The organism is Streptomyces sp. ActVer, from assembly GCF_027270795.1.
GTDB classification, from domain to species: domain Bacteria; phylum Actinomycetota; class Actinomycetes; order Streptomycetales; family Streptomycetaceae; genus Streptomyces; species Streptomyces umbrinus_A.
This window is the reverse complement of record NZ_JAPWHT010000170.1, coordinates 1-19,981: the sequence shown is the minus strand read 5'-3', so window position 1 is coordinate 19,981 and position 19,981 is coordinate 1. Positions and strand designations below refer to the sequence as shown.

General features: G+C 70.1%; 19 protein-coding genes and 6 pseudogenes. 9 read left to right on the top strand and 16 right to left on the bottom strand.

Features of this window, described 5'->3' with window-relative positions; all coding sequences use genetic code 11:
- Window positions 1-199: 199 nt before the first annotated feature.
- The 3 genes from O3Q52_RS26160 to O3Q52_RS26150 form a co-directional block, all read right to left on the bottom strand.
- A complete protein-coding gene (locus O3Q52_RS26160) occupies window positions 200-847 on the bottom strand; it encodes an SDR family NAD(P)-dependent oxidoreductase (RefSeq protein WP_269651188.1) in 648 nt (215 codons plus the stop codon).
- Between the two features lie 243 nt (window positions 848-1,090).
- The gene (locus O3Q52_RS26155) at window positions 1,091-2,758 is read right to left on the bottom strand and encodes a CocE/NonD family hydrolase (protein ID WP_269651187.1); all 1,668 of its coding nucleotides are present in this window, start codon (window positions 2,756-2,758) and stop codon (window positions 1,091-1,093) included.
- Window positions 2,755-3,747: a zinc-binding dehydrogenase gene (locus O3Q52_RS26150; RefSeq protein ID WP_269651186.1), complete on the bottom strand. Its 993-nt coding sequence runs from the start codon at window positions 3,745-3,747 to the stop codon at window positions 2,755-2,757. The genes O3Q52_RS26155 and O3Q52_RS26150 overlap by 4 nt, the downstream gene beginning before the upstream one ends.
- 120 nt (window positions 3,748-3,867) lie before the next feature.
- On the opposite strand from O3Q52_RS26150, the gene O3Q52_RS26145 reads away from it, so the two are divergent.
- On the top strand, window positions 3,868-4,545 hold the full coding sequence (locus tag O3Q52_RS26145; protein ID WP_269651185.1) for a TetR family transcriptional regulator: 678 nt from the start codon (window positions 3,868-3,870) through the stop codon (window positions 4,543-4,545).
- 490 nt (window positions 4,546-5,035) lie between these two features.
- On the opposite strand, the gene O3Q52_RS26140 is transcribed toward O3Q52_RS26145, so the two are convergent.
- From O3Q52_RS26140 to O3Q52_RS26125, 5 genes and pseudogenes are all read right to left on the bottom strand, one after another.
- Window positions 5,036-5,713, bottom strand: a complete 678-nt coding sequence (locus O3Q52_RS26140; protein WP_369124175.1) for a GMC family oxidoreductase — start codon at window positions 5,711-5,713, stop codon at window positions 5,036-5,038.
- A gap of 24 nt (window positions 5,714-5,737) precedes the next feature.
- Window positions 5,738-6,019, bottom strand: a pseudogene (locus O3Q52_RS26135) (GMC family oxidoreductase N-terminal domain-containing protein); the annotation flags it as partial.
- Between the two features lie 35 nt (window positions 6,020-6,054).
- Window positions 6,055-6,240 (bottom strand): annotated as a pseudogene (locus O3Q52_RS54430) (GMC family oxidoreductase N-terminal domain-containing protein); the annotation flags it as partial.
- A 166-nt stretch (window positions 6,241-6,406) separates the two neighbouring features.
- Window positions 6,407-7,156: a GMC family oxidoreductase N-terminal domain-containing protein gene (locus O3Q52_RS26130; RefSeq protein WP_269651184.1), complete on the bottom strand. Its 750-nt coding sequence runs from the start codon at window positions 7,154-7,156 to the stop codon at window positions 6,407-6,409.
- 5 nt (window positions 7,157-7,161) lie between these two features.
- Window positions 7,162-7,263 (bottom strand): annotated as a pseudogene (locus tag O3Q52_RS26125) (DUF302 domain-containing protein); the annotation flags it as partial.
- 176 nt (window positions 7,264-7,439) lie between these two features.
- Between O3Q52_RS26125 and O3Q52_RS26120 the strand changes: the two are divergent.
- From O3Q52_RS26120 to O3Q52_RS26110, 3 genes are all read left to right on the top strand, one after another.
- Window positions 7,440-8,807 (top strand): MBL fold metallo-hydrolase, encoded by a 1,368-nt coding sequence (locus tag O3Q52_RS26120; RefSeq protein ID WP_269651189.1) that lies wholly within the window; start codon window positions 7,440-7,442, stop codon window positions 8,805-8,807.
- Window positions 8,808-8,876: 69 nt separating this feature from the next.
- Window positions 8,877-9,266 carry a rhodanese-like domain-containing protein gene (locus tag O3Q52_RS26115; RefSeq protein WP_269651183.1) on the top strand — a complete coding sequence of 130 codons (390 nt, stop codon included), beginning with the start codon at window positions 8,877-8,879 and terminating at the stop codon, window positions 9,264-9,266.
- On the top strand, window positions 9,263-10,009 hold the full coding sequence (locus tag O3Q52_RS26110) for a sulfite exporter TauE/SafE family protein (RefSeq protein WP_269651182.1): 747 nt from the start codon (window positions 9,263-9,265) through the stop codon (window positions 10,007-10,009). Before O3Q52_RS26115 ends, O3Q52_RS26110 begins: the two co-directional genes overlap by 4 nt.
- A gap of 21 nt (window positions 10,010-10,030) precedes the next feature.
- Here the strand turns inward: O3Q52_RS26110 and O3Q52_RS26105 are convergent, their stop codons facing one another.
- Window positions 10,031-10,318, bottom strand: a complete 288-nt coding sequence (locus tag O3Q52_RS26105; RefSeq protein WP_269651181.1) for a metal-sensitive transcriptional regulator — start codon at window positions 10,316-10,318, stop codon at window positions 10,031-10,033.
- Window positions 10,319-10,417: 99 nt separating this feature from the next.
- Between O3Q52_RS26105 and O3Q52_RS26100 the strand changes: the two genes are divergently transcribed.
- Window positions 10,418-11,005: a rhodanese-like domain-containing protein gene (locus O3Q52_RS26100; protein WP_269651180.1), complete on the top strand. Its 588-nt coding sequence runs from the start codon at window positions 10,418-10,420 to the stop codon at window positions 11,003-11,005.
- 128 nt (window positions 11,006-11,133) lie between these two features.
- On the opposite strand, the pseudogene O3Q52_RS26095 reads toward O3Q52_RS26100, so the two are convergent.
- The 3 genes and pseudogenes from O3Q52_RS26095 to O3Q52_RS26085 all read right to left on the bottom strand — a co-directional run.
- A pseudogene (locus O3Q52_RS26095) lies at window positions 11,134-11,424 on the bottom strand (thioredoxin family protein); the annotation flags it as partial.
- Window positions 11,425-11,475: 51 nt separating this feature from the next.
- Window positions 11,476-12,486: an aminotransferase class V-fold PLP-dependent enzyme gene (locus O3Q52_RS26090; RefSeq protein ID WP_269651179.1), complete on the bottom strand. Its 1,011-nt coding sequence runs from the start codon at window positions 12,484-12,486 to the stop codon at window positions 11,476-11,478.
- Window positions 12,483-12,935, bottom strand: coding sequence for an OsmC family protein (locus O3Q52_RS26085; RefSeq protein ID WP_269651178.1), 453 nt, complete (start codon window positions 12,933-12,935; stop codon window positions 12,483-12,485). The genes O3Q52_RS26090 and O3Q52_RS26085 overlap by 4 nt, the downstream gene beginning before the upstream one ends.
- A gap of 276 nt (window positions 12,936-13,211) precedes the next feature.
- Between O3Q52_RS26085 and O3Q52_RS26080 the strand changes: the two genes are divergently transcribed.
- From O3Q52_RS26080 to O3Q52_RS54425, 4 genes and pseudogenes are all read left to right on the top strand, one after another.
- Window positions 13,212-14,363 (top strand): NAD(P)/FAD-dependent oxidoreductase, encoded by a 1,152-nt coding sequence (locus tag O3Q52_RS26080; protein WP_269651177.1) that lies wholly within the window; start codon window positions 13,212-13,214, stop codon window positions 14,361-14,363.
- 118 nt (window positions 14,364-14,481) lie between these two features.
- Complete coding sequence (locus O3Q52_RS26075; RefSeq protein ID WP_269651176.1) at window positions 14,482-14,799, top strand: TusE/DsrC/DsvC family sulfur relay protein; 318 nt, start codon at window positions 14,482-14,484, stop codon at window positions 14,797-14,799.
- A 52-nt stretch (window positions 14,800-14,851) separates the two neighbouring features.
- Complete coding sequence (locus O3Q52_RS26070; RefSeq protein WP_269651175.1) at window positions 14,852-15,337, top strand: DsrE/DsrF/DrsH-like family protein; 486 nt, start codon at window positions 14,852-14,854, stop codon at window positions 15,335-15,337.
- Between the two features lies 1 nt (window position 15,338).
- Window positions 15,339-15,701 (top strand): annotated as a pseudogene (locus tag O3Q52_RS54425) (PIG-L deacetylase family protein); the annotation flags it as partial.
- Window positions 15,702-15,758: 57 nt separating this feature from the next.
- On the opposite strand, the pseudogene O3Q52_RS26065 reads toward O3Q52_RS54425, so the two are convergent.
- The 4 genes and pseudogenes from O3Q52_RS26065 to O3Q52_RS26050 form a co-directional block, all read right to left on the bottom strand.
- Window positions 15,759-16,493 (bottom strand): annotated as a pseudogene (locus O3Q52_RS26065) (sulfite exporter TauE/SafE family protein); the annotation flags it as partial.
- Complete coding sequence (locus O3Q52_RS26060) at window positions 16,490-17,071, bottom strand: rhodanese-like domain-containing protein (RefSeq protein ID WP_269651174.1); 582 nt, start codon at window positions 17,069-17,071, stop codon at window positions 16,490-16,492. The gene O3Q52_RS26060 and the pseudogene O3Q52_RS26065, both read right to left, overlap by 4 nt.
- Before the next feature lie 91 nt (window positions 17,072-17,162).
- Window positions 17,163-18,548 (bottom strand): rhodanese-like domain-containing protein, encoded by a 1,386-nt coding sequence (locus O3Q52_RS26055; RefSeq protein ID WP_269651173.1) that lies wholly within the window; start codon window positions 18,546-18,548, stop codon window positions 17,163-17,165.
- A 126-nt stretch (window positions 18,549-18,674) separates the two neighbouring features.
- Entirely contained in the window at window positions 18,675-19,904 is a 1,230-nt protein-coding gene (locus O3Q52_RS26050; protein ID WP_269651172.1) for an FAD/NAD(P)-binding oxidoreductase, read from the bottom strand.
- Between the last annotated feature and the right edge of the window lie 77 nt (window positions 19,905-19,981).

The window sequence follows — 19,981 nt, the reverse complement described above, 5'->3', positions numbered from 1 at the left end:
TCCGACGAGGGCGATTCGGGCCGCGACCTGGTGATTCCGTCAGCTTGATCTGCTACACCACTCGGCGGGACGCCATCCTCCTCAGCTTGCCTGACCTGCGTCAACGGGTGGAATCGCCTGACGCGAAGCTGACTTGGTCCGTCCCCGGTCCGGAGTCTGCACGACCGGCGACCTGGGGCGGCGGGAGTGACCCCGACCGTCAGGTCCGAGCACTGCGCGTATCGCGTTGTCCGACGAGGTCGGCCCGCGCCGGATAGCGGGCGAGTTCGGAGCGTGATCGGATGCCGAGCTTCCGGTAGACCCGGGTGAGATGCGCCTCCACCGTTTTGCGGGACACGAACAGGGTCGTCGCCGCCTCGATATTGGTGAGGCCTTCCCCTATGGCGCGGGCCACTTGGAGTTCTTGTGCTGTCAGGCGGTCCACGTGCGGGGGTCGGGTCCGGTCGGGTGCGGAACGCCAGCCGGCCGCGGCGAGTTCCCCTGCGGCCCTGGCTGCGAAGGTGGCGGCGCCCAGTGCCGTGAAGGCTCGCTGAGCGGCCTGAAGGGGTACGCGGGCCGCCGCGGGACGGCGCAAGCGGCGCAGGCTCTCTCCGCGCACCAGCCGGGTGCGGGCCAGTTCATAGGGCATCGCGCGCCTGGTGTGCGCCCGCTCGGCCTCGGCCAGCCACTGCTGCGCCGCGTCGGCGGCCTCGTCGAGTTTGGCCTGGTTGCGTCCGGCCAGAATGACACGGGCTCCGCGCCGCGCGAGCACGCGGGCAGTCTCGAGCCCGATCCCGCTGTCGCCGCCCGTGATGAGTGCGGTCCGGCCAGTCTGGTCCGGGATGTTTTCGGGTGTCCAATGGTTCATCGATGTCACGTTCCCTGGGGTATTGGTCCTGCGTACGGGGACGGGCAAGTTTGCGACGCCGGACTGAGGCATCTTTGGGATGTCCCTCGATAAGGGTTGCCGTGGCGATCTACTTCCGATGGCGTGAAAGGTTGCATTGGGCAACGTGAACTGCTGGGAGATGTAGGCCTTTTGGTATTCGTCCGGAGTGACGCTGAGCCAGACGGTTGCCACATCCGCCCCGGTGGGTGCCGCAACCGCGGTTTATCGTGCCGGGATGCCTACCGCGGACGGGTGCGCTTCGTCATGGAAGACCTCGATGTTCGTCTTGTGCAGCGCTGTTGCGCTCTCGACGGGTTCACCGCCACCGAGATTGCGGGCGAATCGGGGAAAGGCTCCGGCGGAGACCTGTACGCGGAGTCGGTGTCCTTTCTTGAAGCGGTATGCGGTCGGTGAGAGCCGCACCGTCGCGCAGGTGGTGTCGTCGCCGACGTCGAGGTGAACGAGGTCATCGCACACGTTGAGCGACTTGCCGTTCGGATCGACGTCGCACAGTCGCACGAAGACATCGACGCTTGGACGGTCCGCGCGCACCCAGATGTCCGCGGTGACCTCACCGATCACCTCAAGGTGGTCGGTGAGCGGTGCGCCGGTGAAGGTGAGCACGTCGGGGCGCTCTTCCAGCTTCCTGTTGTCGACGGGGCCTGCTCCGGCGGGGGTGAGTTTCGCTCCGCCCAGGGAGGGCGTGGGGTCGCCCGGGTCGTAGGTGAACGCCGAGGGCGGTTCCGCGGCTCCCGCTGTGGCGGTGAGGGTGCCGTCGGCGCGGAGGTACAGCCGCTGGGGTTCGTACCCGGCAGGCGGCCACGCTTCGAAGTCGCGCCACTCGTCCGCGCCCATCACGTACAGCCGCACCGGAGCCCGGTGTGGGGGCTCTTGGCCGGTGGCGACAGCGGAGGCCCACTCGGCGACCTCGGTGACGGACGCGCCCATGCCGCGGGGGTCGGCGTGCCACCACGGTCCGACGGTCAGACGGGGCTCGCGGCCGGCGTCGACGAGGGCGGTGAAGTCCCGGAGCTGGTCGGCGAGGAAGATGTCGTACCAGCCGGTGACGGAGCTGACCGGCACGGTGACGTCCGGGACGGTGCTGCTGCGGTCCAGGTCCTCCCAGTACGTGCTGTTCTGGTCGTGGTTCACGATCTGTTGGAAGAACTGCGAGGTCCGGCCGAGCATCGCCTGGTCGACGTCCGTGATGGGCAGGGTGTTCATGGCGTTGGTGATGCGGCGCTGGTCCGCGCCGACCATCGACCGGAGCAGGTAGCCGCGCTGTTCCTGTGCGGCGGGCAGAGGTGAGCCGTTGTGGGACTGCGGTGCGGTGTTCCAGGAGAAGTTCGTGATGGTCTCGAGGTCGACGCGGCCGGGCCGTGTGAGGCTCAGGGCGAGCCGGGAGGAGGTGATGTGCGGGACCATGGCCTTGACCTCGGGAGGGGCGGCGTCGGCGATGGCCCATTGGGTGTAGCCGAAGTAGCTGGATCCGGCCAGGATCACCCGGCCGCTGGACCAGGACTGGTCTGCGAGCCACCGGAGCGTTGCGAGGCCGTCGGCGCGTTCGTTGCGCATGGCCAGGAACTCGCCGTCGGATCCGAACGTGCCGCGGGTGCTGACCATCAGTACTTGCAGTCCGCGTTCAGCGAGGACGGGGCCGTAGAGCCATCCGAGGGGGCCGCCGCGCCCGTAGGCGGTGCGGACGACGACGACCGGCACCTCGCTGAGTGATCGTCCGCCGGTGTCGCGCGGGGCCCAGTGGTCGGCGACGAGCGTGGCACCGTCATCCATGGGTATCTTCAGGCCGCGTTCGACGTGGACCCGGCGTGAGGTGGCGGGCGGGAGCGGGGCCATGCGCTCCGCGAGGCGTCCGATTGCGGTCATGGTCATGCCTCCGGGGTGAGCGCGATGCGGCCGTCGAGGTCGCGGCTTTCCATACGCTGGTGGGCGGTGACGGCCTGGCTGAACGGCAGAACTTCGACGTCGGTGTCCGCCAGGCCGGCCGCGGTCGCCTCGACGGCCGCGGCGAGAGCGGCGGGAACGACCTGTGGATGGGCCGGCAGGAACGCGCCGGCGTTGTAGCCGCTGACGGTGATACTGCGGAACCAGAGCTGGTTGGTGTCCACTTGGTGGCCCCAGTCGTCGGACGCGTTGCCCGCGGCGATAAGACGGCTGCCCGGGATCATCACGTCGAGGCTCTGGGTGCGGAGCGTTCCGCCGACGGGGTCGATGACCACGTCGAACTTCTCGTCACCGAGCGCGCTGTGCAGGTCTGTGGAGTCCACGATCCGGTCGTAGGGAAGCTTCGTCGCCTCGGCGGCGGCGAGTTTGCGCGGTCGAACCGTGCCGACGACGCGGGACGCGCCGAGCTGCTTCGCGACGCCCGGGAAACCGGCGGACAGGCCGCCGAGAGCGCCATGCACGAGGACCCTCTCACCCTCGACCAGATGCGCGACCTGCGTCAGCGCCACGTGCGCCATCGCGGCGTTCGGAATCACCGATACGGCGAGAGCGGGGTCGATGCCGCGTCCCTCGATCGAGACGGTCAGCGCAGCCTTGGCAATGTAGACGGAGGCGTACCCGCCGGTGCCGGTGCCTGCGGACAGGGCGACCACCTGCTCCCCGACGGTCAGCCCGGTGACGCCATCGCCGAGCGCGCGGACCGTACCGGCAACTTCAAGGCCGGGCACGAACGGTGGCTGCGGCATGCCGGGTTGGTCCTTGTACCGGCCCTGTCTGAAGAACACGTCGATCAGGCCGACCGCGGAGTGCGAGACGTCGATCGCGATCTCTCCAGGGCCCGGGGTCGGGTCCGGGAGGCCAGTGACGAGCTTGAGAGCGGCCGGGTCACCGAACTGCGTGGCCTGTACTGCCTGCATGGATCTTTCCTCTCCAGTGGATGGCTGTTGCCTATCGATTTAACGCACCTCGTGATGCGTTATTGGGAAGGTAGCACGCCTGGCCGCTTAGCGCATCATGGTGCGCGTTATAGTGCTCGTATGAAGGAGCGAGCACGATCCGCGGAGGACAAAGCGCAACGGTCGGAGGATCTGCTGCGCGCCGCGGAGGCATTGGCGACGGAGCTCGGCGGCGTCCGATTCATCACTGTGCAGGCGGTCACCGAGCGTGCGGGCCTGCACCGCACCGGCGTGCGCCGGTACTACTCGAGCAGAGAAGAGTTGTTGCTCGAGCTCGCAGAGCGCGGCTGGAGCCAGTGGCGGGCTGCGATCTCTGCGGCGGTGGCCCGGCGAGCCGGCCTCGGACCAGAGGGCGTCGCCGGCGTCGTCACGGACACGATCACCACGCTGCCGGTGTTCTGCGACCTACTCACCCACGTCACGTTGACGCTCGAGGGCGACGTCGACATGGAACGAGCACGCCAGTACAAGACCGCATCGTTCGCCGCGTACGACGCGATCGTCGACCACCTCGACCTCGCGAGCTCGATGACCCCGGACCAGCTGCGCGGACTCCTCGCGGCGACCCTCGCGCTGGCGTCGAGCGGGTGGCAGGTGTCGCACCCGACGCCCACCCTCGCCGCGCTCTACGAGCAAGTGCCCGAATGGGGCCACGTCGCGTTCGACTTCGTCCCACGGCTGAAGTTGCTCCTGACCGCACTCGCGGTCGGTTTGCATGTCGTCGTCCCGGACATTGGCCCGACTCCGGGGGTGGACTGAGATCTGTCCGGTCCCTGAGCCTCGGCGACCTCGGAACGGGACTCGGACCGGGAGCGGCGCCCAGGTACGCCGTGTCCGCCCAGCACGTGAAACCCGCGTCCGTGAGCGCGGTGATGATTCCGTGTTGCCGGGCGGCGAGGAGGTCGTGGGTTGCGCCGGGCAGGGCGTAGGCGTCGCCGCCCGCAGCTGGGCCGGTGTGAGCAGGGCTTGTCGGTCGGCCGCCAGTTACTGTCACCGGATGCCGATCTCTCGGCGTGGTACAGCCAGTTGCCTGGTCAGATTCCGCAGTGTGCGGCTGGGCAGGCCGATTGCCGGCGGGTACACGAGCACGAGCACACGGTGTGCTCCCGGCAGTGCGATGGGTCTGGGCCGTGGCATCGACTGCCAGGAGCTTCGTCGTTCTGTCAGGCTGTCCAACCCGTGGCAACCAGGTCGGATTGGAAATGGCTCACTGATGGTGTGTCGGCGGAACTCTCGGTGTTGACTCGGCCTATGTCCATGTCGGCTCGTCGTCGATGATGGATCGGGCAGTACGGCGGGCGAGAGCCATGATGGTGATCATCGGGTTGACCCCCAGGGCAGTGGGGAGGGCGGAACTGTCTCCGATCCAGACGCCCTTGGTGTCGTGCAGCTGTCCCCTGGTGTCGGCGACCGAGACAGTGGGATCGGTGCCCATCCGGCAGGTGCCCATCTGGTGTGCTGCCACGATCGTCCAGCCACCGGCACCGACGGAAAGATCACTCAATGTCTGGAGGCAGGCGTCGAGGTCTTCGCCCTCCTGCCACGTCGGCGCTCCCTCTGCCACCGCGATCACACGCCGGGCACCGGCCGCCACGTGCAGCCGGACGCTCGTCTCCACTCCTCGCCGAATCGTCTCCCGGTCCGCCGGGTCGTCGACCGCGTAGGTGACCACCGGCTTTCCGTCCTCGTCGACCACGATCCGCCCTGAGCTTCGATCGCGCGTCAGCACGACTGAGGGCACGCAGTTCCTAAACGACAGCATGGTCTCCTTGTGCTGTTCGCCGGAGACGAGGGGCATTGCCGACGCCGGCATCGATGGTGAGTAGTGGATCAGTTCGATCAGGAACCCGGTCTCCTGGAACTGGTCGATCACCCCCGCCTGGGGTGCCCCTTCCCATGCGCGGACGTCTCTCCCGTAGTCGCCCACGACCGGGATCGACGGGTGCACATGCAGTGACTGCCCAACTGCCGGACCGCCGAGCTCAGACCGCAGCAGCACAGCTGGGGATTCGAGCGCTCCGGCGGCCACCACGACCCGAGGGGCACGAACGGTCACCGCGATCTGTGTGCCGTCCGGCCCCGTGCGAAGTGCTTCCACGCCGGTGGCGCGTCCGTTTTCGGTGAGTACTCGCTGCACGGCACACCGCTCGACCACGACCGCGCCCGCGGACACCGCGTCCGCCAGACAGGTCCGATCGGCGGATTGCTTGCCGCCGGATCGGTCGCCGAACCCGGTGGCCCCAGCACCGCTGGATCATGAGGACTGGAGGACCAGTTGCGTTCGACCGGGGTGTAGCCCAGACCGAGCTTCTCCGCCCCTGCCACGACCAGTTCATGCGAGATGTTCGGGGCCGACGAGGACAGGTTCACCGACAGACGTTCCTGCACAGCGGCCAGGTGCTCATCGAACGCCGGCTCAGCGACGACTTTCAGGCCATGCTCGCGTGCCCACGGTCGTGTCCCCGGTCGTGGTGTAGCCGATCACGGTCCGTCGCTTCCGCTTTGGAGCCGTCCGGTACGTGCCGCAGCCAGCCGTCGTGCGATGACCGCTGGTCCCGGGCCGGAGATCCTCAACAGGGCCTCCGACGAGGGCGATTCGGGCCGCGACCTGGTGATTCCGTCAGCTTGATCTGCTACACCACTCGGCGGGACGCCATCGTGCCCACTCCTCGCGCACGCCCGCTGGTGTCGGAAGACAGGTGCTCCAGTTGATGGCGGTTCCGCCGCCCACTGCCGAACCTGCCAGCAGGGTCACGTTGAGATCGGCGGTCGGCGCCGGGCCCCCGCGCCAGTACAGATCGCGATAGGCCCCGAGCTCGGTGGGTGCGAAGGTCGACTCGTCGAAGTGACCACCTGCCTCCAGCACGACCACTGCCGCGCCGGCACGAGCCAGTTCTGCCGCGATCACCGAACCACCCGCACCGGAACCGATCACCACGACATCGGCATCGCTCGGAACGGTGGCGTCAGGAGCGAGCGTCAGTGGGGCTCGTGGCTCCCGCGGCCTCAACACGTCGGGCGGGCCCGGGTATCCGAGCGCTGCCCAGTTCGGGTTCGGCGCGGTGCCGGGGTCGACTACACCGTAGGCCAGGAAGATGGTCAGCCGCCGCAGCACCGCGATCCCGCCTGCTGCTTCCGGTCCGGACGCGGTTACCGCGGCCGGCATCTCCTCCCTGGCTTCGAGTGGTAGCGACGGCAGCGGCGAGAGTGCGTCGAGCAGTGCGCCGATGCCGACGGCCTGAGCTGTAGGCAACTCCTCGATCAGCGCGGCCGGGGCGGTGTGCACGCCGAAGCCCGAGGCCTTGCGCTGCCAGAAGTCATCGGGGTGCTGGACCGACGGAAAGGTCGTGTCACACAGCGCGACCAGCACATCGAGTCGGTCGGAATGCCGAAGCCCTGCCCGGCGAGGGCCTCACGGACGCGGCCGACCGTGGTGGCGAAGTCGGTGTCGAGGCGCACGGTGCGGTCGTAGCGCATGGCGGTCTTCCTGTCTGTCGGCTCGCACGGCGTGGACCGGGTGTCCGGCCGTGTGCGAGGTACTCGTGAAGCGTTTCCCGGGGCTTTCTCTGCCCCTGGAAATACCCCCCGGGGTACTCGTGTTACGGTCGTAAGCATACCCCCTGGGGTAATTCTTCATGGGAAGGGAGTCCCTCGTGTTCTTCGTCGAGACGATCGAGGTGGCCGGGCTCGGCAACCGCAGTTACCTGGCGGGCGGCGAGCGGACGGCGGTGGCGGTCGACCCGCCCCGTGACGTGGACCAGGTGATCGCGGCGGCGGCCCGGCGAGGGGTGCGGATCTCGCACGTCGTCGAGACGCACGTCCACAACGACTACGTCACCGGCGGCCTGGAGCTCGCCCGGCTCACTGGCGCCGCCTACCTCGTTCCCGCCGGGGCCCACGTCTCATTCGAACGCGTGCCGGTGCGTGACGGCGACCGCACGGAGATCGACACCGAGGCCGGACTGGCCCTGCGCGCGCTCACGACGCCCGGCCACACCCCGCACCACACCTCCTATGCGCTGGAGGAGAACGGCACGGCGGCCGCGGTGTTCACCGGCGGCTCGCTGCTGATCGGCACGGTGGGCCGTCCCGATCTCGTGGAGCCGCGGCTGACCGAGCGGCTCGCCCGCGCACAGCACGCCTCCGCACACCGCCTGGCCGCCGAGCTGCCCGACGACACGGCCGTGCTGCCCACGCACGGATTCGGCAGCTTCTGCTCCTCCTCCCAGGCCGAGGGCGGCGACACGACCATCGGCAAGGAGAAGGCGTCCAACGAAGCCCTCACCCGGGACGTCGACACCTTCGTCGCCGACCTGCTGGCCTGCCTCGACGACATCCCCGCCTACTACACACACATGGGCCCCGCCAACGCGGCCGGACCCGCACCCGTCGACCTGACCCCGCCCGCCGTCGCCGACGCCGAGGAGATCGCCGCCCGGCTGGCCGCGGGGGAGTGGGTGGTCGACCTGCGCAACCGCGTCGCGTTCGCCGCCGGGCATGTGTCCGGCTCGTTCAACTTCGAGGCCGAAGGACAGCTCGCCACCTACCTCGCCTGGCTGATCCCGTGGGGCAAGCCGGTCACGCTGCTCGCCGAGTCACCCGAGCAGCTCGCCACCGCCCAGCGAGAGCTGGTCCGCGTGGGCATCGACCGCCCCGCTGCCGCGGCCACCGGCGAACCCGGCGACTGGGTCCGGGACGGGGAGGCCCAGGCTTCCTTCCCGCGCGCCACGTTCGCCGATCTCGCCGGCCGGCACCCGGCGGAGGGAGTCGTCGTCCTCGACGTCCGGCGCGGCTCGGCGCGGGCGGCGGGACATGTCGAGGGCTCGGTCCACATCCCGGTCCACGGCCTGCACCGCCGCCTCGACGAGGTTCCTGACGGTGAGGTGTGGGTGCACTGTGCGGGCGGCATGCGGGCCGCCATCGCCGCCTCGCTGCTGGATGCCGCGGGCCGGGACGTCGTCGCCGTGGACGGCTCCTTCGACGCGGCCGAGATGGCGGGAGTCGCCGTCCGGATTCCCTGACGGCGCCGGATGCCACAGACGTCCCACCGATCTTCCGTACCGACCAGGAAACAGGAGCGAGAAACCGCAATGAGCATCTTCCGGCGAGGACGGGGCGGTCCGGGGCGCGTGACCGTGCAGGAGGCGGCCGCGCGCACCGGCTACGGCAACGCCGTCGACAGCGACGGTGAAGCCGTGCTGCTGGATGTGCGCGAGCCGTACGAGTGGCAGGCGGGGCATGCGCCGCGCGCCGTGCATCTGCCGCTGTCCGCGCTGGCCGCGGGGGCGGGGCTGCCCGCCGAGGCGCAGGCGCGGCCCCTGTTCGTGATCTGCCGCTCCGGCAACCGGTCCCGGCGGGCCGCGGAACTGCTGGTCGCCCGGGGCGCGCAGGCCGTGGACGTGATCGGGGGAATGGGGGACTGGGCGGGGGCGGGTCTGCCGGTGGTGGACGCACGCGGTGGGCACGGCACCGTCGCGTGAGCGCGCTCATACTCGCCCTGGCCGCCGGGGCGGTCATCGGCCTGGCGCTCGGCGCGCTCGGGGGCGGCGGCAGTGTGCTGGCCGTCCCCGCCCTGATCTACCTGCTCGACTTCACCCCGGTCGGGGCGACGACCGCGAGCCTGGTCATCGTCGCCGTCACCTCGGCCACCGCGATGTCCGCGCACGCCCGCGACGGGAACGTGCGCTGGCGTACGGGGCTGCTGTTCGCGGCGGCCGGGATCGGCCCGGCGATGCTGGGCGGCGCGCTCGCCGCCCGTATCCCGGCGGCCGTACTGACGGCGGCCTTCGCCGTGGTCGCGGGAGTGGCCGCCCTGCGTATGCTGCGGTCCGGTCCGGCCGCGGACGCCATCGTGCCGGTACGGCCGGGCCGGGCCGCGGCTGCGGGTGGCGGGCTCGGCGCGGTCACCGGTGTCCTCGGTGTCGGCGGTGGCTTCCTCGCCGTACCGGCGCTGGTGGGCGTGCTGGGCCTGCGGATGCGGAACGCGGTGGGTACCAGCCTCCTGGTCATCACCGTCAACTCACTGGCCGCGCTGGCGATGCGCGCAGGCACGGTCGAGGGGCTGGACTGGGCGGTCGTCGGGCCGTTCGTCGGGGCCGCGATCCTAGGCGCCTGGGACGGCAAGCGGCTGGCCGCGAAGATCTCAGGACACATGCTTCAGCGGATCTTCGCGGTGGTGCTGCTGGCGGTGGCGGCCTTCATGTTGATCGACGCGGCGCTGTGACGGCCGCCGAGGTGAGAGCCCTCACGCCAGGGACAGGAACAGCTTCTCCAGGCGCGAGCGCATCTGCTGGGCGTCCTCGCCGTTCTTGCGGCCGGACTCGATGTCGGTCATGCACTGCTGCATGCCGGTCGCGATGATCGCGAAACCGGCGCGGTCGAGGGCGCGGGAGGCGGCGGCGAGCTGCGTGACGACGTCCTCGCAGTCGCGCCCCTCCTCGATCATCCGGATCACACCGGAGATCTGACCCTGCGCACGGCGCAGCCGGTTCAGTACGGACTTCAGGTCCGCACCCTCAAGCTCCAGTTCCACGACCACTCCTCGAAGAAAATACCCCTAGGGGTACTGTACGTCCCGGTTCGGGACGGCGTCGACCATCAAGATTCCCGACCATTAAGGATCACACCTGCCATGACCCAACCCCCCGCCCCCGTCGCCCTCGCCACCGACCAGGCCCGCACCCGGCTGCACGAACTCACCGTCATCGACGTGCGCACGCCCGCCGAGTACGCCTCCGGCCACCTGCCCGGCGCCCTCAACATCCCTCTGGACCGCATCCGGCGGGCGCTGCCGGAGATGCGGCACGCTTCGGAGCGCGGCGACGTCCTGGTGGTGTGCGCCTCCGGCGCGCGCTCCGAGAACGCCTGCAAGTTGCTGGCCGAGCAGGGCATCGCCACGGCCACGCTCGTCGGCGGCACCGGTGCCTGGGTGGCCGAGGGGCACGACCTGCACACGCCGGCCGCCTGCGACACGCGGGCGGGCTGGAGCATGGAACGCCAGGTCCGCTTCACCGCCGGCAGCCTGGTCCTGCTCGGCCTCCTGCTCGGCATGCTCGTGCACCCGGCCCTCCTGCTGCTCTCGGCCGGTGTCGCGGGCGGCCTGGTCTTCTCCGCCCTCACGAACACCTGCGGCATGGCGGTCGTACTCGGCAAGCTGCCGCACAACCGCCCGCGCGCGGCCGACCTCGACGCCACGCTGGCCGTTCTGCGCAGCCGCTGAACTCGCGTTCCAGGGCCCCCGTGGAGTCTCCATGGGCACCCTGGACGTCAGTTCGATCCCGTCGAGCCCGCGGCGGCCTTCCGGCGCGCGGCGTCCATGTCGACGGCCCGGATCTTGCCAATGAGCTATTCCAGGGCCTGCGGCGGCAGCGCGCCCGGTTGCGAGTACAGGACGGTCCGGTCGCGGACGGCCATGAGGGTGGGGATGGAGGAGATCTGGAAGGTGCCGGCCAGTTCGGGCTGTGCCTCGGTGTCGACCTTGCCGAACACTATGTCCGGGTGGCGTGCGGCCGCCTTTTCGTAGACGGGGTCGAACATCCGGCACGGTCCGCACCAAGCCGCCCAGAAATCGATCAGCACGATCTCTGAACCGGTGACGGTCTCCTCGAAGTTGTCCTTGGTCAGTTCCATGGTGGGCATGGCTTCCGGTCTCCTCTCATATACCCGGTGGGGTATATGGGTCCCTTCGGTTCAACCGGTGCCGGTCCGGGTTTGTTCCAGGCAGACGGGCGGCAGCGGGAACCGGCGCATGCGCTCGAAGTCGGCCGACAGCCCGGTGGGGCCGTCGTCGAGGGAATCCGCACGGCAGGTCAGCACCTCGCGTGCACGGTCGAGCTGGCCCGACAGCGCTTCCTCGCCCAGCCGGTGGTGGCGGACCGTCGACGCGGTGATTCGTCCGTCGGCGGCCAAGCGTACGTCGGTCAGCCGCAGCGGAGGAGCGGCCGGGCCGGTGCGATGGCGCCACTGCCCGGTGTGCGGGTCGAAGCGGTAGTCGGGGAGGAGCCGGTGGCCGTACGCGGCGATCAGTACGGGGCGGCGGTCGCGTACGTCCCAGAAGGACAGCGCGCCGTGCGCGTGCAGCAGCCGGGCGATGCGGTCGGTGTCGCTGAGGATGCCGGTGACGTTGGAGGCGGCCGAGAAGCTGCCGATGCGCAGCGGCCGGTCGGCGTACCGGACCAACTGTGCCTCCAGTTCAGCGGGATCGATGTGACCGTCCGCGTCCTCGTCGATGACCACGACGTCGGCGACCGACTCCCGCCAGGGCAGTTCGTTCGAGTGGTGCTCGTACGGGCCGACGAATACGACCGGGCGTACGGCCCGCGGCAGCGGGTCAGGCCGGCGCAGCTCCAGGATGCCCACCAGTTTGTTGACCGCCGCGGTCGCTCCCGAGCCGCAGAAGACGACGAGGGCGTCCTCGGTGCCGCCGACCGCGTCGCGGATGATCCGCCGGGCGTCCTCGCGCAGCCGGGTCGTCTGCAGCCCGGTGCTGGAGCTCTCCGTGTGGGTGTTGCCGTAAAGGGGCAGCACCTGCTCGCGCACGAAGTCCTCGACGAAGTCCAGGGAACGGCCGGAGGCGGTGTAGTCGGCGCAGACGAGGCGCCGGGGGCCGTAAGGGCCCTCCAGCACCTCGCCGTCGCCGATCAGGCCGCGACGGATGCGGTCCAGAAGGGGGGAGGCGGGCGGCGCCAGGTGCGTGCTCATGGTGCCAGCCCGATGCCGATCTCGGGTGGCTGCTGCAGTGTGTTGTGGACCGTGCAGCGTGAGGCGACGGCGAGCAGGGCCGCGCGGCCCTGCTCGGGCAGTCCGGGCGGTGGGACGATCGTGACGTGCACGGAGGCCACGCGGGCGGGCCGGTCGGTGGCCATGGTGAATTCCGTACGGACACGCAGTCCAGCCTGGTCCAGGCCGTGGCGGTGCAGGAAACGACCCGCGTAGAAGGCGACACAGGTGGCCAGCGAGGCGACGAACAGTTCGGTGGGAGTGGGGGCGATGTCCGTGCCGCCCGCCTCGACGGGCTGGTCGACGTGGATGTGGTGGCCGCGGATGTCCACGGTGTAGATGTCGCGGTCGGCGTGGGTCACCTCGAGGCGGTGCACGTCCGCGTCCTGCGGCTGGTTCGTGGGGAGGGTCTGCGGTGCGGTGCCGGTCATGGCCGGGCCCCTTCTCTTCGGCGTCGGCTGCTGTTGGTTCCAGTCGACCGCGAACCGCGCTACTGATCGAGAGGCCGACGGGGTGTGCCAGGGGCGGTTCGGCCCTCGCACCGGCAGCCGTCGTCGCATACCCTGGTAGGTATTTTTTCAGGGGGTTCATGGCGGGCGGGCAGCGCACGGGGTCTGCGGGGCGGGTCGAAGGCATACCCGGGTGGGTACCTTGGTGGGGGCCAACGGCCCATGCCTCGCCCTCATCTTCCACACGACAGTGGGGACATGGGCCAACACATCGTGATACTCGGAGGCGGCACCGCCGGCACGCTGACGGCGAACAGGCTGTGCCGCATGTACGACGAGGACGAATGCCGGATCACCGTGGTCGACCAGGACGACGACCACGTCTACCAGCCCGGCCTGCTGTTCGTCCCCTTCGGCGCGGCCCAGCCGCGCCACCTCGTCCGGTCACGCCCGCGGCAACTGAACGCCGCCATCGACTACAAGATGGCGAGGATCGAGCGGGTGGACCTGGACGCACGGACGGTGCACCTCAGTGGCGGCATCCGGCTGCCCTACGACGTCCTCGTGGTCGCCACCGGGGCCACGCTGCTGCCGGAGGAGACCGAGGGGCTGACCGGTCCAGGCTGGGGAGAGAAGGTCTTCACCTTCTACGACCTTCCCGGCGCTGTCGGTCTGCACCACGCCCTTGAGCGCTTCGAGGGCGGGCGCGTCGTGGTGAACGTGGCCGATCTGCCGGTCAAGTGCCCTGTCGCGCCACTGGAGTTCGCTTTCCTCGCTGACTGGTACTTCCAGCGGCGCGGCATCCGCGACAAGGTCCGACTGACGTACGCCACCCCGCTGGACGCCGCCTTCACCAAGCCCGTCGCCGCCAAGGCGCTCGGCGGGCTGCTGGCGGACAAGGGCATCGAGCTGGTCACCGAGTTCACGCTCGGCGAGGTCGACGGCGAAGGCGGCCGGCTGGTGTCGTACGACGAACGCGAGGTGCCCTTCGACCTGGCGGTGGTCGTGCCACTGCACGGCGGCGCCGAGTACGTCGGCCGCTCCGAGGACCTCGGCGACGATCTGGGCTTCATCCCCGTCGACCAGCGCACCCTCCAACACCCCCAGTATCCCGAGGCGTTCGCCATCGGCGACGCGGCCGGGCCGCCGGCGTCCAAGGCGGGCTCGGTGGCGCACTTCGCGGGGGAGACGCTCACGCACAACATCGGCCGCTTCCTGGCGGGACAACCACTGGACGCGACCTTCGACGGGCACACCAACTGCTTCGTCGAGACGGGCTTCCACAAGGCGCTGCTCATCGACTTCAACTACGAGACCGAGCCGCTGCCAGGCCACTTCCCGGCTGCGGTGGGCGTGCCGCTGCTGAAGGAGTCGCACGCCAACCACCTCGGCAAGCTGGCATTCGAATGACTGTACTGGCACAGCCTCCTGCCCGGCCGGGAACTGCCCGGCATCGACTCGGCGATGCCCGAGCACGGCAAACACCACGTCCACGCCTGAACGTCTCTGAACGAAGGAGAACACCGTCATGCCCACCGCCACCTACGGCGACACCGCCGTCCCCGTCGACGACGAGGGCTTCTTCACCGATCCCGACCGCTGGACCGAGCCCATGGCCGAGCAGATCGCCCACGAGGCGGGCATCGAGGAACTGACGGACCGGCACTGGACGGTCGTCCACTTCATGCGTGCCGTATACGCCGCCAAGGGCACCGGCCCCACCGTGCGCGTCCTGGGCAAGACGTCCGGCGTGAGCGTCAAGGAGCTGTACCAGCTCTTCCCCAAGGGCCCGGCCAAGACCGCGGCGAAGATCGCCGGAATTCCCAAGCCGCGCGGCTGCATCTGACCTCCCGGTCATCGCCCCCGCCATCGTCTCTGTCATCGAGGAGCGTGCCGTCATGGCCGACACCGCCACCACCCGGGCGACGATCGAGAAGGTCTCGATCATCGTCTCCAAGGGGTCCCTGGAAGGGATCTATCCGGCCCTGATCATGGCCAACGGCGCCCGCGCCGAGGGCATCGAGGCCGACCTGTTCTTCACCTTCTTCGGACTCGACGCCATCACGAAGAAGCGCTGGGAGCACATCAAGCTGGCCACTGTCGGCAACCCGGGCCTGCACCTGCCCACCCTGCTGGGCGGCATGCCGGGCGTCCCCGACCTGGTCACCCGCTACATGGAACGCAAGATGGACAAGCTCGACATCCCGCCGATCCCCGAGTTCATCGAGATGATCTCCGACACCGGCGCGGGCCTGTACGCCTGCAAGGCGTCGGTCGACCTCTTCGAACTCGACAAGGACGACCTCGTCGACCAGGTCCAGGACATCATCACGGTCGGCGAGTTCTACGAGCACGCGGCCGGCGGCCAGACCATCTACACCTGAGATGACCGGCACCGGCTCGGGGCACGGTCTGTCGGACGGAGTGCGGCGCGTGCCGGCGGTGGTCGCCCATCCCGACGACGAGTCGTTCGGGCTGGGCGGCCTGCTGGGCCTGTTGTCCGACGGCGGCGTGCCCACGACGGTCCTCTGCTTCACCCACGGTGAGGCGTCCACCCTGCACGGCAGCCCCGGCGACCTGCACACCGTCCGCGAGGGCGAACTCGCCTGCGCCGCACGGGAGCTGGGCGTCCAGCGCGTGGAACTGGCCGGACATCCGGACGGCGGCCTGGGCGACATCCCGTCGTACCGGCTCACCGCGCAAGTCACTCGCCTCATCGGCGAGGAGCGACCCAGCCACCTGCTCGTGTTCGACACGGGAGGCGTCACCGGACACCGGGACCGCCAACGAGCCACCGAGGCCGCGCTGCTGGCTCAGGACGAAGACGCCCATGACGGCGACGAACCAGCCGAAGGACTTGCGCAGCGCGTCCTGTGGGATGCGCCCGGCGAGACGGCCGCCGATCACGCTGCCGACGACGGCGGTTGCCGTCACGAGGGCGGCGAACCCCCAGTCGATGTGCACGCCGGCGAGGTAACCGGCCAGCCCGGCGAAGGACTTCATGGAGATGACCAGCAGCGAGGTGCCGACGGCCACGGTCATCGGCAGCCCGCCCAGCAGGGCCAGGGCGGGCACGACCAGGAAGCCGCCGCCCGCGCCGACCAGTCCGGTGACCAGGCCGACGACGATGCCCTCCAACAGGACGTGGAACACGGGGAGTTCGTGGTGGACCTTCTTCGGCGCCTGCCGACGGTCACGGATCATGGCGACGGCGGTGGCGATCATCATGAGGGCGAAGGCGAGCAGCAGGACGGTGCCGGGGATGAACTCGGCGAGCCGTCCGCCCGCGTAGGCGCCGGTCATGCCGGCGAGCCCGAACAGCAGCCCCGTACGCCACCGCACGCGTCCGGCACGCGCGTGCGAGACGACGCCGGCTGCGCTGGTGACGCCGACGACGAACAGGGAGGTGGCGATGGCCTCCTTGGTCTCCATCCCGGCCAGGTAGACCAGGATGGGCACGGTCAGGATGGACCCGCCGCCGCCCAGGACGCCGAGGCTGACGCCGATGAGCAGTGACGCGGCGATGATCACGGCGATCACGACGAGCCCCGCAGGGCGGCGACGACCGTGTCGAGGTCGGTGCGCGGACCACGGTTGTAGGGCAGCTTCGACAGCAGCATGCCCATCGCACAGGTGTTGGTGAGTGCGGCGACGGTCAGCCCGGCGCCGACGGCGGTGCCGATGAGGTGCAGCCCGGGCAGGAACAGGCCCGCGACGCCGGTGACCAGGACGAGGGTTCCGGCGATGAGGCGCACCTGGCGTTCCAGGTCCCAGCGTTCGGGGCCGCGGGTGAGCGGGCCTGAGGCGGTCTCCCACGCCGTGACGCCGCCGTCGAGGACGCGCAGGTTGGGCAGTCCGGCTTCGGCGAGGGCCTGTTCGGCCTGGGCGGCGCGGGCGCCGGAGCGGCAGATGAGGATGACGTCCTCGTCGAGGTGGTGGCGCAGTTCGGCGCGGTGCTCGCGCAGGGTGTCGAGGGGGACGTTGTAGGAGCCGGGGATGTGGGCGGTGCGGAACTCGCCGGGCTTGCGCACGTCCAGCAGGCGCGGGCCTTGGCCCTCCTGCGTCAGGTCGCGCAGGGTCGCGGGATCGAGTCGGGGTTTGTCGGCGCTGGTGGTCATCGGGGGTCCTTGCTGTCCGTGAAGCGTTCTTCTTGTGAGGGGGGACCGGGCGGGGGCCGACGGTTTCGGCCGCCGCCCGGTGTGCGGTGGATCAGACGTCGGCCGATGCGGGCAGGGCGAGCCAGGCGCCGTAGCCGCCGAGCAGGTCGGAGACGTCGGTGCGGCCCTGGTGGTGCAGCAGGCTGGCGGCGATGGAGGAGCGGTGGCCGCCCGCGCAGTGGGCGACCAGGGGTCGGTCGGCCGGGATCTCGTCGATGCGGCGGGCGAGTTCGGCCAGCGGGATGTGCAGGGAGCCCTCGATGAAGCCCTCTTCGCGCTCGGCGGTGTTGCGCACGTCGAGGACCAGCGGCGGCTCCTCACTGTCGAGCAGGCGGCGCAGTTCGTCCGTCGTCAGGCGGCTCGCCTGCTCCATCTCGTCGGCCAGTGCCGGGAAGGCGCCCTCGGGCTCGCGCAGATAGCCGCCGACCCTGTCGAAGCCGATCCGGGCGAGCCGGGTGACGACCTCCTCCTCCCGGTCCTGCGGCGCGATGACGACGACGTCCTGCTCGGGGGCGACGACCATGCCGGCCTGCTCGGCGAAGCGGCCGTCCGCGGGCACGTTGACCGAGCCGTGCAGATATCCGGGCGCGAAGTCCTGCGGCGAGCGGGCGTCGAGGACGACCGCCCCCGCCGCGCGCCGCTGCATGAACTCCTCGACCGACAGCGGCCGGGGCGCGGCGGCCGCGTCGAACAGGCCGTGCTCCTTGCGGTTGAGGATGGCGTCGTAGACGAAGTAGGCGGGCGCGGACGGCTGGCCCTCGGTGACCAGCGCGACGAACTTCTCCTCACTCATGGGCCGGCAGGCGTAGTTGGTGGCGCGCTGCTCGCCGATGGTGGACTGACGCTGGGTGGAGAGGTTCTTGCCGCAGGCGGAGCCGGCGCCGTGCGCGGGGAAGACCCGTACGGCATCCGGGAGGGCCATCAGTTTGTGCTGGATGGTGTCGTAGAGCATGGTGCCGAGTTCGTCGGCGGTCACGCCGATCGAGGCGAGCAGGTCGGGCCGGCCCACGTCGCCGATGAACAGCGCGTCGCCGGTGAGGACGCCGTAGGGGACGGCGTCGGTGGCGTGTTCGTAGACCAGGACGCTGATCGACTCCGGTGTGTGGCCGGGGGTTTCGAGGATCTGGAGTGTGACGTCGCCGAGGGTGATGCGTTCACCGTCGGTCAGCTTGTGGATGGGGTACTCGGCCTCGGCGCGCTGTCCGTAGCCGATCCACGCGCCGGTGCGGTCGGCCAGCTCCAGGTGGCCGGCGAGGAAGTCGGCGTGGAAGTGGGTGTTGATGACGGCTTCGATGGTGAAGCCGTGCTCGGCGGCGTCCGTGAGGTACTCGGAGACGTCGCGGCGCGGGTCGACGACGACGGCCCTGCCCGTGGTCTCGTCGGCGATCATGTACGACGCCTGGGAGAGGCAGTCGAGGTAGTACTGGGCGAAGAACATGGTCGGGTGACCTCCGTGTCAGAAGGATTTGATTACCCCTGGGGGTATATAGAAGGGTCTGGTCCGCCTTTGTCGGAGGGCGGGGACGGTGGTCGGCCCGGGTCGGGGGATGTCCGGGCCGACCGGTCAGAGGCGGCCGGTGAGCATGCCGTGCCAGTACACCGGCGGCAGGCCGTACCGCTTGAACACCCACATCGTGCGCCGCTCCTTGAACGGGTCGAGCAGCGGGAACGACGGGGTGGGGTTCAGGTCGTAGTCGAACTCGGCGAGCAGCATCCGGTCGCGGGCGGTCACCAGCGGACAGGACGTGTAGCCGTCGTAACGGTGCGACGGAGTCCGGCCGTTCATGACGTCGAGCAGGTTGCGGGCCACGACCGGGGCCTGCTTGCGCACCGCGGCACCGGTCTTGGACGTGGGCAGGTTCGCCACGTCGCCGAGCGCGAAGACATTGTCGTAGGACGGGTGTTGGAGCGTGTGCTTGTCCGCGGCGACGAAGCCCTGCGGGCTCGCGGGGTCGGCGAGCGGGCTCGCTTTGACCCAGTCGGGTGCGCTCTGCGGTGGCACGGCGTGCAGGAGGTCGTAGCGGATGGTCTCCTTCGTGCCGTTCGCGTGGTCGGTGACGGTGACCTCGCGGGCGTCGCCGTCGACGGCGGTCATCTCGGAGCGCAGCCGCACCTCGATGCCGTAGCGGGCGGCCACCTTCTCCAGCACCTGTGACCAGGCGGGCACCTTGAACATCGCCGCGTCCGGGATGACGAGGATGATGCGGATGTCGTCCAGGACCTTCTGCTTGCGCCAGTGGTCGGCCGCCAGGTATGCGATCTTCTGCGGGGCGCCACCGCACTTCAGCGGGGTCGCCGGGTGGGTGAAGACGGCCGTGCCCGACCGCGTCTGCTTGATCAGCTCCCAGGTGCGCGGGGCGTACTCGGGTGCGTAGTTGCTGCTCACCCGATCGTGGCCGACTGCATCGGCCAGGCCCGGCACGCCGCTCCAGTCGAGCTGGAGACCGGGTGTCATGACCAGGTGTTCGTAGGTGAGCGCGTCGCCGCCGGACAGGGGCACCGTGTGGTTGTCGGGGTCGACGGCCAGCGCGCGCCGGCGGATCCAGCGCACGCCGTCGGGTATCACGGACGCTTCGGGGCGACGGGTGGTGTGCAGCGGAGCCTGTCCGCCGCCGACCAGCGTCCACAGCGGCTGGTACCAGTGGGTGTCGGACGGTTCGATCAGGGTGATGTCGCTGACGCCGGCGCGGCGCAGACGGGCGGCGACACTGATGCCGGCGCTGCCGCCGCCGATGACGGCGACGCGGTGTCGGCCGGAGATCGGGGCGTCGGTGGGGGAGGGTGTGGCGGCCAAGGCGGTGCTCCTTTCCAGCTGGCCGTTGTGCCGGTGTCGGCCGGGGCCACGCCCGTGCAACAGGTGCTGCCCTGCTG

What these genes read in the sequence shown, in the direction of transcription:
- O3Q52_RS26160 (WP_269651188.1), bottom strand. Translation starts at nt 847, where the DNA reads ATGAACCATTGGACACCCGAAAACATCCCGGACCAGACTGGCCGGACC.
- O3Q52_RS26155 (WP_269651187.1), bottom strand. Translation starts at nt 2,758, where the DNA reads ATGACCATGACCGCAATCGGACGCCTCGCGGAGCGCATGGCCCCGCTC.
- O3Q52_RS26150 (WP_269651186.1), bottom strand. Translation starts at nt 3,747, where the DNA reads ATGCAGGCAGTACAGGCCACGCAGTTCGGTGACCCGGCCGCTCTCAAG.
- O3Q52_RS26145 (WP_269651185.1), top strand. Translation starts at nt 3,868, where the DNA reads ATGAAGGAGCGAGCACGATCCGCGGAGGACAAAGCGCAACGGTCGGAG.
- O3Q52_RS26115 (WP_269651183.1), top strand. Translation starts at nt 8,877, where the DNA reads ATGAGCATCTTCCGGCGAGGACGGGGCGGTCCGGGGCGCGTGACCGTG.
- O3Q52_RS26100 (WP_269651180.1), top strand. Translation starts at nt 10,418, where the DNA reads ATGACCCAACCCCCCGCCCCCGTCGCCCTCGCCACCGACCAGGCCCGC.
- O3Q52_RS26090 (WP_269651179.1), bottom strand. Translation starts at nt 12,486, where the DNA reads ATGAGCACGCACCTGGCGCCGCCCGCCTCCCCCCTTCTGGACCGCATC.
- O3Q52_RS26085 (WP_269651178.1), bottom strand. Translation starts at nt 12,935, where the DNA reads ATGACCGGCACCGCACCGCAGACCCTCCCCACGAACCAGCCGCAGGAC.
- O3Q52_RS26080 (WP_269651177.1), top strand. Translation starts at nt 13,212, where the DNA reads ATGGGCCAACACATCGTGATACTCGGAGGCGGCACCGCCGGCACGCTG.
- O3Q52_RS26075 (WP_269651176.1), top strand. Translation starts at nt 14,482, where the DNA reads ATGCCCACCGCCACCTACGGCGACACCGCCGTCCCCGTCGACGACGAG.
- O3Q52_RS26070 (WP_269651175.1), top strand. Translation starts at nt 14,852, where the DNA reads ATGGCCGACACCGCCACCACCCGGGCGACGATCGAGAAGGTCTCGATC.
- O3Q52_RS26060 (WP_269651174.1), bottom strand. Translation starts at nt 17,071, where the DNA reads ATGACCACCAGCGCCGACAAACCCCGACTCGATCCCGCGACCCTGCGC.
- O3Q52_RS26055 (WP_269651173.1), bottom strand. Translation starts at nt 18,548, where the DNA reads ATGTTCTTCGCCCAGTACTACCTCGACTGCCTCTCCCAGGCGTCGTAC.